This window comes from Dolichospermum sp. LEGE 00240, from assembly GCF_015207875.1.
GTDB lineage: Bacteria > Cyanobacteriota > Cyanobacteriia > Cyanobacteriales > Nostocaceae > Dolichospermum > Dolichospermum gracile.
Genome location: NZ_JADEVZ010000008.1, coordinates 26,742 through 45,939 on the forward strand (window position 1 = coordinate 26,742; position 19,198 = coordinate 45,939).

Below are 19,198 nucleotides of genomic sequence, written 5' to 3' on the forward strand. Positions count from 1 at the left end.
ATATTAGCGATCGCGATGCTTTCTTCGGCGTTGCCGCTGTTGTTCGTTTTCTGCGATTAGCGCACAACGGGTACTGGCACGTTTATGAATTGAGGGAGATTCAGGCTGTATATTTTTTTTCTGACTCAAATGATTAGACAAAGATTGTATGGTTGGGTATTGAAACAGTTCCACAATAGAAACTTGTTGCCCGACAACTTCCAACAATTTGCTATGGATCTGAGGTATTAGTAAGGAATGACCGCCTAGTTCAAAGAAATTATCGTTAACTCCCACCTTTTTTAGTCCAAGGACTTCTTGCCAAACAGTAGCAATCATTGTCTCAATCTCGGTTTCAGGATTGACATAAACCGTTTCCAATTCTGGGCGTAAATCTGCGGGAGTTGGGAGTGAACGAAGGTCTAGCTTGCCACTAGAAGTAACAGGCATTGCTGCCAAACACACAAAGGCACTAGGCAGCATATAGTCTGGCAGTTTTGTTTTCAGAAAATTTCTTAATTCACCAAGTTTTAGGTTGTCCTGAGCAACTAAATAGGCAACAAGACGTTTATTTCCTGGTATATCTTCTCGGTCGATAACTGCTGCTTGTTGTACCGAGGGGTATTGTATCAGTATAGATTCAATTTCCCTCAGTTCGATCCGAAAACCCCGAATTTTTACTAGACGATCTATACGCTCTAGAAATTCGATATTGCCGTCAGGTAAGTAGCGGGCTAAATCCCCCGTTTTGTAGAGACGCGCTCCTTTTTCTTGGCTAAAAGGATTAGAAATAAACTTTTCTGCGGTTAAATCAGGACGGTTGAGATAACCTCTAGCTAAACCAATACCACCGATCTGTAGTTCCCCTGGTACGCCAATTGGTACGGGTTGAAGATGACGGTCTAAAATGTAGACTTGCGTGTTAGCAATTGGTCGACCAATAGGAAGTTTATCGTCAATGTCGGTGATTTCAGCAATAGTAGCACAGACAGTTGTTTCACTAGGGCCGTAGGCATTAAAGAATCGTCGTCCTTTAGACCATTTTTTAGCCAAGTTTGGGGGACAATTTTCTCCCGCCACAATCATAGTTTGCAATGTGGGCAACTCCTGATAAGGTAGAGCTGCGAGGATTGAGGGAGGCAGAGTTACATGAGTTATTTTTTGTTTTTGAAATAGCTTGATTAAATCAGGTCCAGGCTGTAAAGATTCTGGGTGGGCGATCGCCAACTTTGCCCCAGCCCCAAGAGCCATAAAAATTTCTGAGACTGAGGCATCAAAGCTAAACGAAGCAAACTGGAGAACGCAACTATTTGGCTGTACAGAAAAACTGCGAATTTGAGCTTCAACTAAGTTACACAATCCCCTATGGGCAATTAAAACTCCTTTAGGTTTGCCCGTCGAACCTGAAGTATAGACTGCATAAGCTAAGTTATCAGGTGTGACTTTGTGGACTGGATTCTCTTTACTAAAAGAGGTAATTGTCTCCCAGTCTGAGTCCAAGCAAACCACTTTGGCAGTGCTTGTAGGAAGTCCCTCAACTAATCGTTGCTGAGTTAACAGCACTGGTAGTTGAGAATCTGCTACCATATAAGCCAAGCGCTCTTGAGGATAGTTGGGATCTAACGGCACGTAAGCTGCGCCAGCTTTGAGAACCCCCAAGATGCCTACAATCATTTCTAGCGATCGCTCTACACAGATACCCACTAAGACCTCTGGTTCAATCCCTAGTGTCTGTAAGTATCGAGCTAACTGGTTTGCCTGCTGATTAAGTTCTAGATAGGTAAGTTGCTTCCCTTCAAAAACTACCGCCACAGCATTTGGCGATCGCTCTATTAATTCCTCAAACCATTGATGAATACATCGCTCTTGGCAACAATCTGTCTGAGTATTGTTCCATTTCACGAGCAGTTGATGTTGCTCTGCTGCTGTCAAAAGTGGTAATTTTGCAATGTGCTGGTTTGGACTAGTGATAATTCCTGCCAGTAGAGTTTGGAAATAGCTGGCAATGCAGGTGATTGTACTAGCATTAAATAAGTCTGTACTATATTTCCAGCAAAGTTGCAAATTATCGCCAGCTTCCAGTATTGTCAAATAGAGATCGAAAGCCCCTCCACCTTGCTCTCCGAGCAGATATGGTTCTATTTTTAGGGCGCGATCGCCTCTTTCAAATAATAAGTTGTTCTTTTCATACCAGGTTTGGGTTTCCCAACCAAAGCACACTTGCAAAATTGGGGAGTTGCTATTATTTCGGTGAGGTTTCAGCCGGGAGACTAACAGAGAAAAAGGATAATCTCTATACTCTTTTACTTCGTTTAATGTGCTAGAAACTCGAACGAGAAGTTCTTTAAAGGTAGGATTTCCGGCCAGATTTACCCGACAAACTACTGGGTTAGCCAACATCCCAACTACTCTTTCACACTCCTTTAGTCCTGGCCAACCAGTAGTCATCGGCACTCCGAGCGGGATCTCTTCTTGACCTGATAAGCGTTCGAGTAATACATAGAAAGCTGCTAGACAAATTTGGAAAATGCTTGTTTTTTCAATTTTTTCTAGTTTTTTCAGTTTAAATATAGTCAATTCTTGGAGACGATCGAGATATACATCTCCTCTATAAGTTTGTACAGTGGGGTTTGGCCGATCTACAAGCGGATTATTTAGGAATGGCAACTCACCCATCAATTGTTTTTCCCAGTAAGCCGCAAGTCGCTCTCCTTCGGAAGTCGCTAACATCTCAGATTGCCAACGTACATAGTCCTCGTATTGCTGACTAGGTAACGGGAGCGCATTATCGTTTGAAAAGTTAGTTTTTATCATTATTTTCGTTTAGGTCAATGCGTTCAATTCTATCTGATACAAAACGATAAATTCATCAATCATTATGTTAATAGATGGCATTCCTCCTACAATTTCATGTATTGCAATCAGTTGAATATGTTCTGTGAGGGAACGAGTAAATAGATTGACCCGCAATAGCTTACCTCGTTCTAAATTAAAAGGGCGATGAGCTTCTGCCAGAATTTGTTGCTTCAAAAATGTTTCGCTCCAAGACGATACATCTGTTAACTTAATATCAATTTCTTGGTGAGCATGAACTATCTGAATTGGTTCGCCGTTGCAATTGGTATATGTAGAACGCAATATTGCATGGCGTTCTACAACTTTCTGCCATACTCGATACCATATTTGTATGTTTAACTTAGAGGAGATCCGTACCGTATTATAGATGTTGTATGCTGCACTTTCCGGAGCCATTTGATAGATTAACCACAAGGCTTTCTGAGCATAAGAGAGGGGAAAACATTTAGTTAAATTTTCTGTACTAGATTCAGGGAGTTCTGGCTGAAAATTGCGATCGCTCCCAGAAATCAGAGGCATTTTGGAGGGGATTGGCTTAACAATTTGGGGACGCAGTACCATGATAGCCTTCCTTGAAACTAATGTAAATGAGTCTTGTGTAACGAATTTAACATCATTTTTACCTAACTTTACGGTATTGGTGGTGATTTCAAAGATCGCTCTTGAAGTTTCTGTTTCTTAGAGCCAAATTAACTTAATTGAGTTTCCTCAGTCTAGCAGAAGTTGCAATCTCGACACAATATTTATTAATATAGAAGCGCCTTAAGTTATACAGGTACTACTTCTATGACGCTAGCAGCGGCTTCCGTAGGTAAAGTACGTAACCATCGAAAACCAGCTTGTTCAAATATTTCTCTATATTCTGTCTCAGTATGTACTCGTCCATTGCCCATACATAGCTCAAATATATCTACCCATTTCGCTTGATGATATTCATCACCGGGAGTAATAATAAAATCAACGATCAGTAATTTCCCTGTCTCCACTATAGCCTGACGTATGTTCTTGATAATTTTTAAACAACTACTATTATCCCAATCTACTAGCACGAATGAAACTATATAGAGATCCCCACCGACAGGTACAGATTTTAGTAGATCTCCACCTACTGTTTCACAGCGGTTGGCTAGTCCCTCTATCTCCAGAAACTTTGCTCCTTCGGTAACAGTTTCCGGTAGATCGAAGAGTATACCCTGCAAGTGCGGGTTAGCTTTCAGAATCGATGAGATTAAATTGCCTGTGCCACCGCCGATGTCTACAACTTTGGTAAAACTTGAGAAGTCATAAGATTTGATGAACGACTTATATAAATTTTTGGTAACATCAAGCATTCCGCGATCGCAGATAGCCTTGGGTTCTGGATTTTGGACGAGGTATTCCCAATAGCTGTTTACTGGATAAACGTAGCTGATTCCAGGTTTACCCTCTTTGACAGAGCGATACATTTCAGCTAAACCGCTCCAAAACCACTCTTCGCCATGCATTATAGCCAGGTAGCGTAAGGAGCCAGGAATGTCACTCTGGAGATATTCACTGATCGGAGTCAACGCAAATCGGCAAGGTTCAACTTCAGTAAAAACACCGACACTTGCAAGGGCGCGAAGCACTCGATACAGTGATGGAGCATGACTATCACTAGCTTGGGATAGATCCTCAATACTCTTGGCTCCATCTTTTAGCAAGTCAGCGATGCCTAACCTAGCAGCTACATTCATCGCTTGTAAAATTCGTGAGCCATTGATTAGCTTGATAAAAGCAATTATAGATGATGACGCTGTTTCTTGGGTTTCACTGGTTGCCATGTTGTACTTATTATAACTTGCTAGTAAGTTTGATCGTAATGCAAAATCACAGTTTATCAAAATTTATTAAAATTATTCAAATAATTTTTCTTACTTTTACGATACAAAACTTAAAAATGGGATCACTTGACGGTTGAGGACTCAGGGTGTACAAATCAATAAAATATAGGACTTACGCATTGACAGAATAACAAAATAGTGTATTGATAAATAAGGGTTGTCTAGTAATGGGTATGAGAGTATGAGAGAAATTACTAGACCCTCGACAGCACAATGCAATCTAGACATCTACACCTTATTTTTGCTGTCAGAGCCAAAGTATGGAGGGTGCAGTAGGTTAGCAGAGATATTGGGAGATGTTTCAGATGATAGTGTAAACCGCTTTTTATTGAGAGAGAGATACGAACCTAAAGATTTATTCAGCATAATAGAGAAAATCATCAACTTGGTAGGAGGGATATTAAGTGTAGACGATACAGTCATAGAAAAGATTTACAGCGACCCTAAAAATGCCGAATTAATCAGTTATTTTTGGTCAGGTAAAGTTCATAAAACTATATATTGGCTTAAATTTAGTCACCTCATCTGAAAGAATTTGGATTTATAAAGTTGTTTAGGAAAGACTTTAAAAAAGAAGACTCTAGACATTATATTTTATATCTGCCAGATGAGGAGAAAGTCCAATAATCTAGAATACATAGATAATGTTTTTTGTCAATGCGTAAGTCCTAAAATATCCCAGTCTTTTAGTTGGGGGCGATCGCGCCAACGGTAACGTAACTGCCTTGAGACTGGAGAATGAGCAGGCAGCATATTTATTAAATAGGCAATCGAACATCAACAAACCATGACTTTAGTAATAAAAGACTACGACTGCGATTCAACTATTTGGAATGGTGTTAAACCCCGGCAAACAGATATAGTCATTGCTTCTTGCTACAAAGCTGGAACAACTTTGACTCAACAAATAGTCAATCTACTAATTAACGGGAACAGTGAATTTAATAAATTTAAGTCTCTTCATCAACTAAGTTCCTGGGTAGAGCTAGTAGCTGACCCATTGTTTGATTCGCCAGAGCCAAAACTGAAACATATAGAAAACTTACCAGATCCTAGATTTCTCAAGAGTCACCTACCTTTTGAGGCTCTGCCATACTATCCCGATTGGAAATACATTTATCTTGTCAGAGACGCAAGAGACATTGCCCTATCCCTGTATAATCAGTCTGGGAGTTACGATCCCAAACATTGGCAAACCCTAATTAATGGAAGCTTTTTTGAATTTTGGGATAAATGGCTAGAAACTGGATCACCTTTATGGTCTTTTTGGGAAAATGTAAATAGTTGGTGGAAAGTGAGACACCTTCCTAATGTGCTTTTCGTACATTATTCTAATTTAGACAAGGATAAGCTAAACGAAATTGAAAGAATCGCTAACTTTCTAAATCTGAAACTAGATGCTGAAAGAAAAGAAATTATTTTGCATCAATCCTCCCTAGCCTATATGAAAGAGAATTGGGAGAAATTTCAGCCCCCAGGATTTCTTCCTCAAGGATTTTTTGGCAAGGGGAAAAATGGTCTGTGGAAAGAGTTACTAACCCCGGAAATGCTTGAAAATTATGAAAAAGTTGTCTCTGAAAAGTTGCCGATTGAATTGGTCAGTTGGATGGAAAATGCTGGAGATTTACCTCCATTAGCAGTAATAGAACCAGCCTGAGAATAGATTTTTTGAGAACTTTAAGGAAAGAGAAATTGAGGAAAAGTATAGTATATGCTAAAAGATGACATGGCTCCCACAATTGGATTAGTTGAATTACCAGAACATCAACTAATCGATGCAGATGGAATGTCCTATTCTACTCCAAGTGTAGGAATGCCTCTGATTAGCAAGCAAGTTTTACTTGCTAGCCTGCAAGCGGGAGGGTTTGACGCTCAACTGGTTAACCTGCAAGCTGGCAATGAATCTGAAGAATATGGCACGGTGACATGGAGAGAAAAACCGCTCACCAAAAAATACGTAGGGACAAAAATTTCTAATCTAGACCCCGAAGCTTACGAGGTTTGGGGTGTGACGAGCAATTTCACAGAATACCGCGATCTAGCCTTGAAAGTAGTTAAGCATCTGGCAGGTGGTAGTAAGCCTGTTGTCGTTGGGGGTTCTGATGCCCTTGCTGTACCGCAGCTATACCTGCAAGCCGGGGCAAAAGCAGTGGTCACGGACAAATCTGGTGCAGCTAATTGGGCTATTTTTGACGATGTGCTAGGAAGAGAATCGCGATCGCAGCTAAGCGGTGTCATCTTAGCTGATGGTCGTCAATACCCAAAAAGCAATCACCCACTCAGTCCAGAAGATTGGCCTCTACCATCACTAGAAGTAGTCAAGCAGTGCTTAGGGACAAAATACAAAGAAGGAGGTTTTAAGGGAACTATTCGGAATGTGGGTTCAGTGGTATTTGACATTGGTTGCGATCGCAAGTGCGATTTCTGTCAGACTCCTACATATGGCACAGGCTATAAAAGAATGTCGCCGAAAAGGGCACTAGAGTGGTGCGCTCTGCAAAAGGCGGCTGGAGCAGATTTCATTGTGTCCGCTTCCGATCAATTTCTGGGACGGGTCCTCTTTCCGGAAGGGAATGCGGAGGTGCTGGAGATTGTGAGCGGGATAAGGCAAATGGAACTGGGTTTCGCTTGGAACAATGGGATTGAAATCAGAAAAGCAACAAAAGGACGCGGACGTAACTATGACGACACCGACTTGACACCCGATCGTGAACTGATTGAGGCTGTCTGGGGCTATGACGGTAAAGTCGGTTGTCTTCATGCTTACATTCCGGCAGAACGTCCGTTTATGGGGAGGGACAATTATAAAAAGCTCCTACCTTGGAATCAGCATTGTGAGATGCTACGAGCCATAGTTGAAGCTGGTGTTCCCGATCTTGCCTACGGAGTCATCATTGGGATGCCAGAGGATAACCATGATAGCTATCTCTACCTTGAAGAGGCGGTATGGGAACTTTCTCAGGAACTGAAGGCGATCAATCCAGAACTGAAATTTTTTCTCGCACCACTGACCATCTCGCCTCTACCCGGAACACCACAGGATCGGAATTTGCGGGAGTTGGGTCTTCTACACTATGACGATCCGGCTGTGATTGGGGGGTTGTTTTCAGTTTGTTCTGACACTCTCCATTTAAGCTATGAGGAGGTTTCAGATTGGCAGATGCGTCTGTTTGCGATGAATTCAGCCATCAACAATGGTTCTTATTTGAGCGCAGTACACGCTGAATTTGACAAGCGCCTAGTTCAGGAAATAGTTTAACTATTTCTTTAGGGACTTCCAAAAAATAAAATCCCCAGAAAAACTCAAAAAACAAAATTTGTAGAGAATGATAATCATTATGAGGTGATAGAGAAAGTGCTTGCCGACGGCAAGCACTTTCTAACTTAAAAATACGCATTCCAAATCTCTGCACACTAAGCCCGGATTTCTCACAAGCGAAAAAAATTGTTCATAAAGAGTAAAACAAAGGAAGTTTATTTGATACATAAATAGTAAAGATGAAAAAAGGATATCTTCTAAGTATATTTTTGATAAACTTAGTTAAATATCAAGAGCTATTTAGGTAATATATACATCTCTACATTATTCTATTCTGCACGTATTTGTTTAATAACTCTCTGTAATTCTGATAATGCTCCCTCTGCTGGATCTACATTGGAAGCCCTAAGTTTAGCTGCTAATAAATGTTTTCCACAGAAAATATAAAGTGGTCCATAGCAATATCCTCCATAATAAGTATTGAAAAATACTTGTTCTTGATTTCCATGTACTAAATCATCTGTTACATCCAAATCTAAAAATATGTTTACAAATAATTTCTCAATCTCTTCTTGAAAATGACTAATTTTATGGTAGCGACTTTCTGCTCCTTGTTCTACATTTTCAGGACAGTCAAGCTTAAAATTGTGAGTAGTATTATTCTGTATTGACTGTTCCACAATAATTCTGGAAATCGGTAACGCACAAAATCAAAATTGACAGACCACTAGTAGACTATTAAAGTAACTTCTCATTTACATTTAGGATTGCTATATGTCCCGACGAATTCCAAATTTTTTACTGATGGTAATTTTTACCAGCCTAAGCATCATCGGCTTTTCAGTTAAGATAAAAAGCAATCAAGCCAACAGTAATCGAGGCAAGAACCGATCCCCTAATATTGTGATACTTGTCGCTGACGATATGGGGTATACAGATCTAGGGGCTTTTGGGAGTGAGATTCCTACCCCTAACATAGATAGCTTCGCTAAACAGGGCAGAATGTTAACTAACTTTCATACTTTGCCCTCTTGCTCTCCCAGTCGCTCTCAGTTACTGACTGGCGTGGATAACCACCAAAATGGTCTTGGGAATATGGAAGAGCTTTTAACCCCTAATCAAAAGGGGAAGCCTGGCTATGAAGGCTATCTCAACAACAGGATTGTAACCCTACCTCAATTATTGAAAGATGCTGGCTATCACACTTTTATGGCTGGTAAATGGCATCTGGGTAAGATCCCAGGGACTTTTCCCTCCGATAAAGGTTTCGAGCAATCGTTTACTTTACTCGAAGGTGGTGGCGGTCATTTTAACCATATGCCATTTGACCCATATTCAGCAGCCACTTACCTGGAAAATGGTAAAGCTGTCGAACTGCCCCGAAATTTTTACTCGACTGTTACTTATACGAGCAAGTTGATTGAATACATCGATAAAAATCATGGTGATGGCAAGCCATTCTTTGCTTACGCTGCCTACACATCCCCCCACGAACCATTGCAGGCACCCCAGGAAGAGATTAGCAAGCACATCGACAAGTATAAAAAAGGGTGGGATCGGTTGCGTCAAGAACGCTTCCAGCGGATGAAGGAACTGGCTCTCATTCCTGACTATCTGGAGTTACCACCCAGATTTCCCAGGGTTCCTGCTTGGGATACGTTGAAGCCAGAGCAGCAGCAGTACGAAGCCAAGAAGATGGCAATCTATGCTGCGAGTACGACCATCCTAGATCGCAACATTGGACGGATCGTCGAACACTTAAAGCAGATCGGCGAGTATGACAATACCATCTTCGTCTTTTTAAGTGACAATAGTGCGGCTGGCGATGACTACTCCGAGGAAGATCCCCAAACCTATCAAGCATGGTTTAAGAAGATGGGAATTAATAACAGCTATGAGAATATTGGAAATGCTAACTCCTTCGTGGGCTACGGACAACCTTGGGCGCAAGTAGGAACCACGCCCTTCCAATGGTTCAAGGGGAAAATGTCTGAAGGTGGTATTCGCGTGCCGATGATTGTTTTCCGTCCAGGGGAGATCGAGTCTAAGAGTAAAATCGATGCCTTCGCTAATTCCCTCGATTTGACACCAACTTTGCTTGATTACGCTGGAATCAAGCATCCAGGTGTCAATTATCAGGGACGTCCCATCTTCCCATTGCAAGGGCGTTCCCTGCGTCCGCTTCTGGAAGGGAAAGCGGAGCGAATCTATGGTCTGAATGAACCTGTTGGCATGGAGCTTTACGGCGTAGGAAATAGCGCATTATTCTTGGGAGATTGGAAAATTGTCAAGCTGAAGCAGCCCTGGGGAAATGGAAAGTGGCATCTGTACAACCTAAGTATTGACCCCACTGAATTGAAAGATCTAGCTCAGATGTATCCATTGCAGTTGAATAAAATGGTTGCTTTGTACGAGAAGTATGAACAGGAAAAAGGCGTTGTCCCCGCAAAGCCTGCTGACAGAGGCAGCTAGTTCAGGCGGTTTGGGCGATCTGGTTTCCATTCAGGTAGGGGCAATTCATGCCTCAGGTGCCCCTACCCGATCTGTCGATAAGCCCTACAGATGTAAGGGCAGATTGAGGTAATTGGGTGGTGGCAGCCGATCTGTGGTTTGAAAACCAGGAGGTGCATCGATCGATTGTAACAATCGGTTAACAACCGTGCCACAGGTTAAGACCGCTACAGCAGGCCGAGTGATTCTTAGGGTAGTGCTCGGTTCGCCAATCACAGAGCATTCATGGCTGTCAAATTCACCAGTGCTATAGACCTTTCCCACCGCCTGAGTTTCCACAATTGGACCTTGGTCGGTTTCTGTAGTGACGATTGATTTCATTCCCGTAACGTCACCGACGGGGATATCCCTGTCAAGACAGATGGCTGGGACAATCTCTGTGTCTGTAGTGGGTATAAATTGCTGCTTTTGAGTCCGAATTCTCCATCCTAGATGGGAACAGAGCCACTCGTTGACATGCCAGTTGACAGCAGGTGTCTTGTGGGTGGCGATTACTTGTTGGAAATCTGCCACTGTTAGCCCCACACCATGCAGTTCGGAGAGAATTTTCCCATAATCATTAACATTGTAGCGTGTAATCACCTCAAGGCGATCGATGCGGTGAGTTGCACCAGCCACAGTGGCGATCAGATGCCCACAGAAGACATCCTGAAAACCAGAACCGATCAGGGTACAGTTGTGTTCTTTAGCCAGCCGATCCAGTTTTTGAGTCAGGTTGGGGGAGGTAGTCCAAGGGTAGAAGGCTTCTTCTCCAGTCGTGATAGCATTAACACCGTGTTTGGCTGCCATTTCTAGGGGAGAGTAGAGATCTACCATCATACTACGGGTACAGATGATACAAACATTGGCCTTTGCAGCTTGAAAAACTTGCTCGGCTTCATCAGGATGGCGGATGAGTAACCCCAAGGATGTCTCGATCTCCAAGATTTCACCAACATCTTTGCCAATCCGGGAGGGATTGCGATCAAGCACACCCACAAGTTCGATCCCCTTTTCATGCAAGTGCCTGATGAGCGTCTGACCCATCATACCACAACCCCACACGATCGCTCTAATTTTAGGCTCTTTCATTACTAATCCTCATTGGACAATTGGGTAGAAACCCCACCCTTTAGCGAAGCGGAGGGTGGCTTTACATCAAGTTTAAGCAACAATCAATCCGGTCGAACGCCGAATTAAAGTTACTTTACCAATACTGTAGCCAAAAAAAGAGTATGAAGCGAGAGGGCTGATGTAGTAGAGTTATAGTCTTCCAAAACAACAACTCGAAAACCACATACACAGCAATTCTCATTTTGAAAAAAATAAGATAGAATTCTCTTAATTTAACCTGAGTTCGACGTAAAAAATCCGCTAGAAAGCACATGGGGAGAGAGTTAAAGACTTTTAGCTAAAGAAACTTTATTCTCAATAATTGCTAGTTGTTGAGAATAAACTTGAGTTTGGACTCACTGGCATTTAGCAACAATGATAATGAAAAGAAGGCAAGAGAAAATTACCCAAAGTCCTTGAGAGACCCAGTGTTGTCGAATCGCGGAAAAAGAAGCAGAAACTAAGCAGTAATTAGGTCGGCGTTCTTCAGTGTTTCTTCTGATTTAGGTTTTTTAGATGCGTGTTTTTTGACAGTGGGATAACGGGGACGTGGAGGTGGCTGATGTCCTTGGGCGCGACCGGGTGATTTACCGCGAGTTTTGGGGGGTTGGGCAGGAGTACCAATAGCAGCTAAAATTAGGGGAAAGGCTTGTGCTACACGCCCTGGAGACAGTGTATTCTGAGTTGATTGCCAAGGCAATGGGGAGTCGATGCAGGCTGCCCTTGCCAGCCATAGTTGCCAAGTTAACAGGGGCATTAGATCACTCCATCCTTCTGCTGCCCGAGTAGAGCTAAGTTGAGGCTGTGTCCAATGTAACCTTTGCCTTGCAAAACGATACCAATGTTCTAGAGTAAAACGGCGTAAATATTTGTGCCAGAGATCCTCTAATGCAGGTATTGTCTGACCCAACCAAGCCAGCCATAAGGGTTGAAACTTACGATTACGTCCGATAGGTTGAATTAACCTGAGTTCGGTGTTAGGAGTTTCTCCTTCGGAGACGCTACGCGAACGGAGTTATGATTTTTTCAACGAGATCATAAGGGTTTGAGACTCATACTTGGGGCGAGTTTTCCACAAATTATCTTATGTCGAACTCAGGTAAAATTAAGCAGCTTTCAACAAGTCAGAATCATCAGAATCAGCAGTAACTTGTGGAAGCAAAGAATGTCCCACGGGTCTTTGTGCCACATCCTTTACAGGTCAATTGATGTAGACGATGCTCTATCACTATGGGACTGATGGGTGGAATTTCTACTATCTGGTGACGATAGGGGTTTGTATCAACTCCCGTCAGGGTAGCTCCACAATTTACACATTCTTCGGGATGATGTTCTATGACTTCCCTACATTCTTCGATTGGGTATAAGTCTCGGCTATTTCCTTTATGACCTGCTTGACCCCCTCTTTTTTTGCTGCTTTTTTGTTTTACAGGCTTTTTTCCAAATCCCGGTGGGTCACTTGATGGTGGTGATGATGAGTTAACGGAACTCCTATTTATTTTTTCTAATAGCTGTTCTTGAACTGTCAGGACTTCTGTTAGTTTCTTTGACTGTTTTTCTATTTCCTGCGCCATTTCCTCCACCAGTTTCTTGACGCTGGCTGGAGTCTTACCCCAATCTTCTGGAGGTATCTGTTCTAAGTGATTGACGCGATTTAGTTCCATGTCACTTAATTTATCACATTTTGGAGGTAATTTTTAACGATCGCTCTTCTACCCCCCTGAACGGTTACGTTATATGATTTTTTTCACAGAAAAAGCGATAAACTTCTTCCCACATTGATTTAACAGTACCAATGAATATGATTCCGTCTAATTTAAAGTGTTCGTACAGTACGGAGGCTACAAATCGGCTTTCTGGATATGGTTTGTCATCTATTTTACAATTAGCTTTGTTATATTCTCGCTGTGATTTATCGCTTCCGTCAGTACCTTTGAATCCTCTACCTACACCCAGAGGAGAGATTAGTATCTTTACTTTCAGTTATTATTTGGTATATACCCTATGAAATTATGTGTTCCCCGCACTGTTATGGAAAATCAATTGGGATTTTTGCTGAAGCTGCTATTATTTTCGACTTTGCTATCGGTATTAATTAAATATGCTGCTCCGTTTTTAGGGATTCCAGCAACGGTGACAAATGTGCTGATTATGATTTTATCACCAACTATAATTATGGCCACTGTTCTCCTGTGGCGAATACCAAGACAAAAGCAAAATTAATCAAAAAAATATAGGTAATGTTGCTAAAATCAGCTAATCTAACTGCATTGTCATCAAAAAGCATTTTACCAAGCTGGGAGTCTTGCTTGTGAATCTTGGTCAATGGATAGGCTTAATTGCTTTAGTTATATCTTTATATATATTGTGGCAACTTCGTGACGTTTTGCTATTAATATTTGCGGCGGTTGTGTTAGCGACGACTTTAAATCGTCTCGCGCGACGCTTTCAAAGTTTAGGAATAAAACGGGGATTAGCAGTTTTATTAGCTGTAGGGATTTTCTTGGGGGGTGTTGTCTGTTTTTTCTGGTTAATTGTCCCACCTTTTGTCCAGCAATTTCATGAACTTACTTATCGAGTTCCCCAAGGATTTGGGCGGTTGAATAGTTGGATTGATGTCCAAAGAAGTCATATTCCTGAACAATTATTACCTTATATACCGGATCTAAATAGTTTAATTGCACAAGCTCAACCGCTATTTAATCGCCTGTTAGGTAATTCTTTTGCTTTTGTTTCTGGCTCGTTAGAAGTTGTTCTGAAAATTTTATTAGTCCTGGTTTTAACAGGAATGTTATTAGTTAATCCCGATGCTTATCAAAAGGTATTTGTTCGCATATTTCCCTCCTTTTATCGGCGGCGGGTGGTAGGAATTATAGAACAGTGCGAAGTTTCCTTAGAGGGATGGGTGACTGGTGCTTCTATTGGCGTGTTTGTAGTTGGGTTGATGAGCTTGGTGGGGTTATCAATTTTGGGTGTAAAAGCTGCGCTGGCTTTGGGTGTGTTAGCCGGATTTATGAATTTAATTCCTAATTTGGGTCCGACTATGAGTGTAGTCCCCGCTATGGCGATCGCCCTTTTGGATAATCCCTGGAAAGCTGTTGCTGTGTTCGTTCTCTACTTTGTTATTCAACAGACTGAAAGTAATTTCATCACACCTGTAGTCATGGCTCATCAAGTATCTTTACTACCCGCTGTGACTTTAATTTCTCAGTTATTTTTTGTGACCTTTTTTGGATTTTTAGGATTATTTTTAGCACTTCCTCTGACGGTTGTTGCCAAAATTTGGGTACAAGAAGTATTAATTAAAGATGTGTTAGATCAATGGAATAATGATCAAGAAGATCATACAAAATTAACTATAGTTGAGGAACATTCCGATATTAATAATGAAGTTTAGGAGTTCATGAAAGATATTTTTTTGTTTCTTGTTTATAAACTCCTGACTCCTGACTCCTGCTGTAAGCTGTTACGCAGCTAAATTTGATAACCATAATTTACTTGAACTTTGTAGTGCGGGCATCTTGCCCGCTAGAATTATACAAACTAAATGCACAACAGCTTATCAACCAAAACCAGGAATTAATCGCTTTAAGGCGCGACCAACAACATCATCATAGCGCAATTCTCCACAGAGGATTTTACCCATGATTTGAGCGCCAGAGGGACGTTTAACACCAACTCTGTAACCAATACCAGGGAAGCGATAAAATGCCCCTGCTAGTTTTTGCGCCCAAGCCATATCATTTCCCCATTGTTCATTAATGGCATTGGTATAGTTTTCTAAAGCGTTAATATCACCACTTAAAGCATCGTGAATAAACCCTGCGGCGAGAACGGCGCTAAAAATAGAGGGACGAATACCTTCGGCGGTAAAGGGGTCAACTACACAAGCTGCTTCTCCAGCTAAAACTGCATTTTGGGTATGGAGTTTTTGGTTTCCATCCCAAATACATAGAGGATGACCGTATTGTTTACTAGTTTTGATATCTAAATTAAAAGATTTGGCATATTCATCCAAAATTTTCTTAAAGTCTTGGGGTTCGCCACCCATAAAAGTGCCGACTCCGATAGAATAACAGTCAGTTTTGGGGAAGTTCCAGATATAGCCGTTTTTGACTAAGCCAAACTCAAAGTGAATTGTGGTTTTTTTCTCGACAATTGCCGGAATTTCTGCTTCTAATGCTCCGGCCAATCGGCGTTTGCGGTCTTTAAACCCTAGCCATTTAGCCATTGGACCTTTTGCACCATCAGCGGCAATGAGATAACGACCAGTGACTATTCCTGTGGCTGTGGTAACTTGCCAAGCATCGGTTTTAAATTCTATCCCTGTAACTTCTGTTTTGTCTCGTAGTTCAGCCCCTTGATTTTGAGCTTGTTGGATCAGGAAATGATCAAAAATATCCCGCCGCACCATCCAAACGGGTTCTTTGGTGTCAATTTTTGCTTCTACAGGATCGCCTAATTCCCAGGTAAAGCGCAAAGAGTCAGCTTTAGTAGAGATAGCAGGGCTAAAGTCAAAGTCAAACCATTGAGCTACGCTAGGTGACACACCACCGCCACAGGGCTTATATCTGGGTAGGGATTCCTTTTCTAGGATTAAAACTGAGCGCCCTTTTTTGGCTAGATGATATGCTGCTGTTCCTCCGGCAGGACCTGCGCCAACAATAATGCAGTCGTACATAATGGCTAATTTTTCGCGCTCTATCTTAACTTAGTTGATTTTTCAGTATATATTAGGAGGCTATGATTTTTTTTATCAATTTTTAGTAAATGGAGATTGGTGATTGGTGATTGGTGATTGGTAAAATTCTTACCTGTCACCTGTCACCTGTCACCTGTCACCTGTCACCTGTCACCTTACACAGTGGTAATCTCTTTTTCCTTTTCTATCAACAATTCGTCTATCTTTGCTATGTACTTGTTGGTCAGTTTTTGGAGTTTGTCTTGCTGATCTCGTGCTTCATCTTCGGAGATTTTCGCACTTTTTTCCTGTTTGCGAATGGAATCGAGAGCGTCTCGGCGAATATTGCGAATTGCTACACGACCTTCTTCGGCATACTTAACGGCAAGTTTGACAAATTCTTTCCGGCGATCGCTAGTTAGTGGGGGAATATTCAACCGGATCACACTACCGTCGTTACTGGGAGTTAAGCCCACATCCGACAGAGAGATAGCTTTTTCAAAGATATTTAAGCTGCCCTTATCGTAGGGCTGAATCAGGATGGTTGAAGAGTCTGGCGTGCTGATGTTTGCCAGAGATTTCAAGGGTGTTGGTGAACCGTAATAGTCCACTTGGACTTTATCTAATAAACTCGAATTGGCGCGACCAGTACGAATTGTATTAAAAGCTCGTTGAGTAGACTCAACGGTTTTTTGCATCGTACTCTCAGCTTCAGCTAATTTCACAAGAACCTCCCACAAGAGTGCCAATAGATTCTCCCATGACTGCCCGGTGGATGTTACCTCGCACCGTCAGGTCAAATACTAAAATGGGGAGATTATTTTCTTTACATAGAGCAATTGCGGTACTATCCATAACTCGCAAATCTTTAGCCAAAACGTGGGCGTAGGTAAGGGTGGTAAAACGCTTGGCATCAGGATAAAGTTTGGGGTCAGCATCGTAAATGCCGTCTACTTTAGTAGCTTTAAAAATCACTTCTGCTTCAATTTCTGCCGCTCTTAAGGCCGCAGTGGTATCTGTGGTAAAGAAGGGATTTCCTGAACCTGCGCCAAAAATTACCACCCGTCCTTTTTCAAGATGACGGATGGCACGACGGCGAATATATGGTTCTGCTAGTTCTTGCATGGCGATCGCTGTTTGCACCCTTGTTTGAACTCCCATCCGTTCTAGAGAATCTTGCAGGGTCATAGCATTCATTACTGTGGCAATCATCCCGATATAGTCAGCGGTTGCCCGATCCATACCTGCTGATGCTGCTTTAATGCCTCGAAAAATATTGCCACCGCCAACCACGATGGCCACCTGCACACCACTGGCTATCACCTCGCCTATTTCCTTGGCTATTTCCTCGACCACTTCTGGGTCAATGCCATAGCCTAAGTTGCCCATTAAGGCTTCACCGCTCAGTTTAAGTAAAACCCGTCGGTAATTCGTTCCCATGAAGTTCCGCTTTATCAAAAAAGTTGCAATTGCCTCCAACCTAAGATAACAGTACAGTGACTATCTGTGTCTAGTTAGGTTGTCCGCCATTTGCATAAAGTCCCCATTTGTTCGGTTTGGGCTGGATCTATTTGCTGATTTGGCCATAAACAATCGTCAGCATATCATACACATAACACAAGGTTTGTGAATTGTCTCCATGTTTTCCGCTTTGTACACTCGTTTTTGTAGGCGGAATAAGTTACGGCGGAATTTCTTCCAAGGCAACGTTTTCCAGGATTCACTAGAGTTTTCTCTGTGTCTAATCATGCTCTGCTCCAATTTGTGTATTCTGAACACCTCAGACCAATTACAGTCTGTCCTCCCCGAATTGAGGGAGTTCCGCTGCTCGTCCAGCCTACTTGTAGGGTTAGACCGCCCTTAGACCCTCAACCCGTTTTTATTCGTTCCCTCGGTTGATTATTAGTTCCGTTAGGTGTAGCCTCAACCACTGGAATCCCTGGACTCTGACCGCTATTTTAAAAAGGATGCGGCAGGATTTAACTCCAGTGAAGTCAGGTTTTTGAGTTGTGTCCTGCTTGCATATAGGTTGCTTTTTAAGAGGGTGTTTGAAAAGTCTAATTTATTACTTGCAAGGGCGACTAGAAGTCGCGGAACCACACAGACGAAACCCACCTATTCCTTCGGTCCCGTAAGGGATACGTGGGTTCAAAAGCCTTGATTTTTCGTTAGTCCACGCAGGTGGACTTTGTTTGTGTAGTAGCGATTTCTAATCGCCGGAAACTTTTCAAACATCCTCTTATACTCTCCATGTAAATGTAATGAGCTTGAATCTAAATGGGAGTATTTAGTTTCTATTCCAAATTTTTTTACTACTTCTAAGGCAATAATTAGGAATAGTTCTGTTAATCCATGTTTGTAGAGCTTGTCCATTACTCTACCTATTTTATCATCATTTAAATCTGATGCTTTTATTCCTTCTCTTATTAAATGTTCTATGGGTTTATCTTGAAAAAAATCAGGGAATAAATATAATGGTCTTGATACAAAACCTAGTCCATTCAGAATGATTGCTTTAACTACTTCGCCTGTATTTACTTTCTCTCTACTATCTACTAACAATATTTCATTGACTTTTTCTACTATTTCTATTTCATCTATTATTCCTGCTATTATTCCTAAGTGATCTAAGTTTTTACTCTCAAATTCTTTTTTTTGGTAATTCATATTTTTTGGTATTTTGATTTCATTCAGACTCATTTTCTCATTTTTTCTTCTGAATTTATTGTCAATACCTTATTACAGCGGTTTCCGCTCTTATGAGGTACAAAGTTGAATCATGAAACTCTTGTGGTGCGGGCATCTTGCCCGCTAGATATGTACCTCATAACACCGAGAAGTGCTGTAATTTCAATTTGTTGGCAATTTTTATATTACTGTCTATATTTATTGCCAACTTAGTTATGTGTTTATATTTAAGCTATTTATGTTACTTATTACACTTGTGTCTGTACTACA

13 protein-coding genes and 5 pseudogenes are annotated in these 19,198 nt (G+C 41.6%); 6 read left to right on the forward strand and 12 right to left on the reverse strand.

From position 1 onward, the window contains the following. Positions 1-3: 3 nt before the first annotated feature. From IQ226_RS24890 to IQ226_RS04235, 3 genes and pseudogenes are all read right to left on the reverse strand, one after another. Positions 4-429 carry a phosphopantetheine-binding protein gene (locus tag IQ226_RS24890; protein WP_370567080.1) on the reverse strand — a complete coding sequence of 142 codons (426 nt, stop codon included), beginning with the start codon at positions 427-429 and terminating at the stop codon, positions 4-6. Continuing rightward, positions 418-3,396, reverse strand: a pseudogene (locus IQ226_RS04225) (amino acid adenylation domain-containing protein); the annotation flags it as partial. The gene IQ226_RS24890 and the pseudogene IQ226_RS04225, both read right to left, overlap by 12 nt. A 206-nt stretch (positions 3,397-3,602) precedes the next feature. Beyond that, entirely contained in the window at positions 3,603-4,637 is a 1,035-nt protein-coding gene (locus IQ226_RS04235) for a methyltransferase (RefSeq protein WP_193892513.1), read from the reverse strand. 301 nt (positions 4,638-4,938) lie between these two features. Here IQ226_RS04235 and IQ226_RS04240 point away from each other — a divergent pair. The 3 genes and pseudogenes from IQ226_RS04240 to IQ226_RS04250 all read left to right on the forward strand — a co-directional run. Continuing rightward, a pseudogene (locus tag IQ226_RS04240) lies at positions 4,939-5,321 on the forward strand (IS701 family transposase); the annotation flags it as partial. 163 nt (positions 5,322-5,484) lie between these two features. Beyond that, entirely contained in the window at positions 5,485-6,354 is an 870-nt protein-coding gene (locus IQ226_RS04245) for a sulfotransferase domain-containing protein (RefSeq protein ID WP_193892516.1), read from the forward strand. 54 nt (positions 6,355-6,408) lie between these two features. Then, positions 6,409-7,956 (forward strand): radical SAM protein, encoded by a 1,548-nt coding sequence (locus IQ226_RS04250; RefSeq protein WP_193892519.1) that lies wholly within the window; start codon positions 6,409-6,411, stop codon positions 7,954-7,956. Positions 7,957-8,294: 338 nt separating this feature from the next. On the opposite strand, the pseudogene IQ226_RS04255 reads toward IQ226_RS04250, so the two are convergent. Beyond that, positions 8,295-8,633, reverse strand: a pseudogene (locus tag IQ226_RS04255) (transposase); the annotation flags it as partial. 97 nt (positions 8,634-8,730) lie between these two features. On the opposite strand from IQ226_RS04255, the gene IQ226_RS04260 reads away from it, so the two are divergent. Further along, a complete protein-coding gene (locus IQ226_RS04260; protein ID WP_193892522.1) occupies positions 8,731-10,428 on the forward strand; it encodes an arylsulfatase in 1,698 nt (565 codons plus the stop codon). A gap of 84 nt (positions 10,429-10,512) precedes the next feature. Here IQ226_RS04260 and IQ226_RS04265 read toward each other — a convergent pair whose 3' ends face one another. From IQ226_RS04265 to IQ226_RS04275, 3 genes are all read right to left on the reverse strand, one after another. Next, the gene (locus IQ226_RS04265) at positions 10,513-11,538 is read right to left on the reverse strand and encodes a dihydrodipicolinate reductase (RefSeq protein ID WP_193892525.1); all 1,026 of its coding nucleotides are present in this window, start codon (positions 11,536-11,538) and stop codon (positions 10,513-10,515) included. Positions 11,539-12,019: 481 nt separating this feature from the next. Next, positions 12,020-12,469, reverse strand: coding sequence for a hypothetical protein (locus tag IQ226_RS04270; RefSeq protein WP_193892528.1), 450 nt, complete (start codon positions 12,467-12,469; stop codon positions 12,020-12,022). A gap of 229 nt (positions 12,470-12,698) precedes the next feature. Continuing rightward, positions 12,699-13,223, reverse strand: a complete 525-nt coding sequence (locus IQ226_RS04275) for a DUF6444 domain-containing protein (RefSeq protein WP_193892530.1) — start codon at positions 13,221-13,223, stop codon at positions 12,699-12,701. Between the two features lie 340 nt (positions 13,224-13,563). Between IQ226_RS04275 and IQ226_RS04280 the strand changes: the two genes are divergently transcribed. Both IQ226_RS04280 and IQ226_RS04285 read left to right on the forward strand, forming a co-directional pair. Next, positions 13,564-13,782, forward strand: a complete 219-nt coding sequence (locus tag IQ226_RS04280; protein WP_370567076.1) for a hypothetical protein — start codon at positions 13,564-13,566, stop codon at positions 13,780-13,782. Positions 13,783-13,870: 88 nt separating this feature from the next. Beyond that, positions 13,871-14,956: an AI-2E family transporter gene (locus tag IQ226_RS04285; RefSeq protein ID WP_193892532.1), complete on the forward strand. Its 1,086-nt coding sequence runs from the start codon at positions 13,871-13,873 to the stop codon at positions 14,954-14,956. Positions 14,957-15,121: 165 nt separating this feature from the next. Here the strand turns inward: IQ226_RS04285 and IQ226_RS04290 are convergent, their stop codons facing one another. The 5 genes and pseudogenes from IQ226_RS04290 to IQ226_RS04310 all read right to left on the reverse strand — a co-directional run. After that, positions 15,122-16,240 (reverse strand): geranylgeranyl reductase family protein, encoded by a 1,119-nt coding sequence (locus IQ226_RS04290; RefSeq protein ID WP_193892534.1) that lies wholly within the window; start codon positions 16,238-16,240, stop codon positions 15,122-15,124. 176 nt (positions 16,241-16,416) lie between these two features. Next, on the reverse strand, positions 16,417-16,965 hold the full coding sequence (gene frr, locus IQ226_RS04295) for a ribosome recycling factor (protein WP_193892536.1): 549 nt from the start codon (positions 16,963-16,965) through the stop codon (positions 16,417-16,419). After that, complete coding sequence (pyrH, locus tag IQ226_RS04300; RefSeq protein ID WP_193892539.1) at positions 16,952-17,680, reverse strand: UMP kinase; 729 nt, start codon at positions 17,678-17,680, stop codon at positions 16,952-16,954. Before pyrH ends, frr begins: the two co-directional genes overlap by 14 nt. A gap of 207 nt (positions 17,681-17,887) precedes the next feature. Further along, a pseudogene (locus IQ226_RS25835) lies at positions 17,888-17,989 on the reverse strand (hypothetical protein); the annotation flags it as partial. Between the two features lie 474 nt (positions 17,990-18,463). Then, positions 18,464-18,907, reverse strand: a pseudogene (locus IQ226_RS04310) (DUF4277 domain-containing protein); the annotation flags it as partial. Positions 18,908-19,198 lie beyond the last annotated feature (291 nt).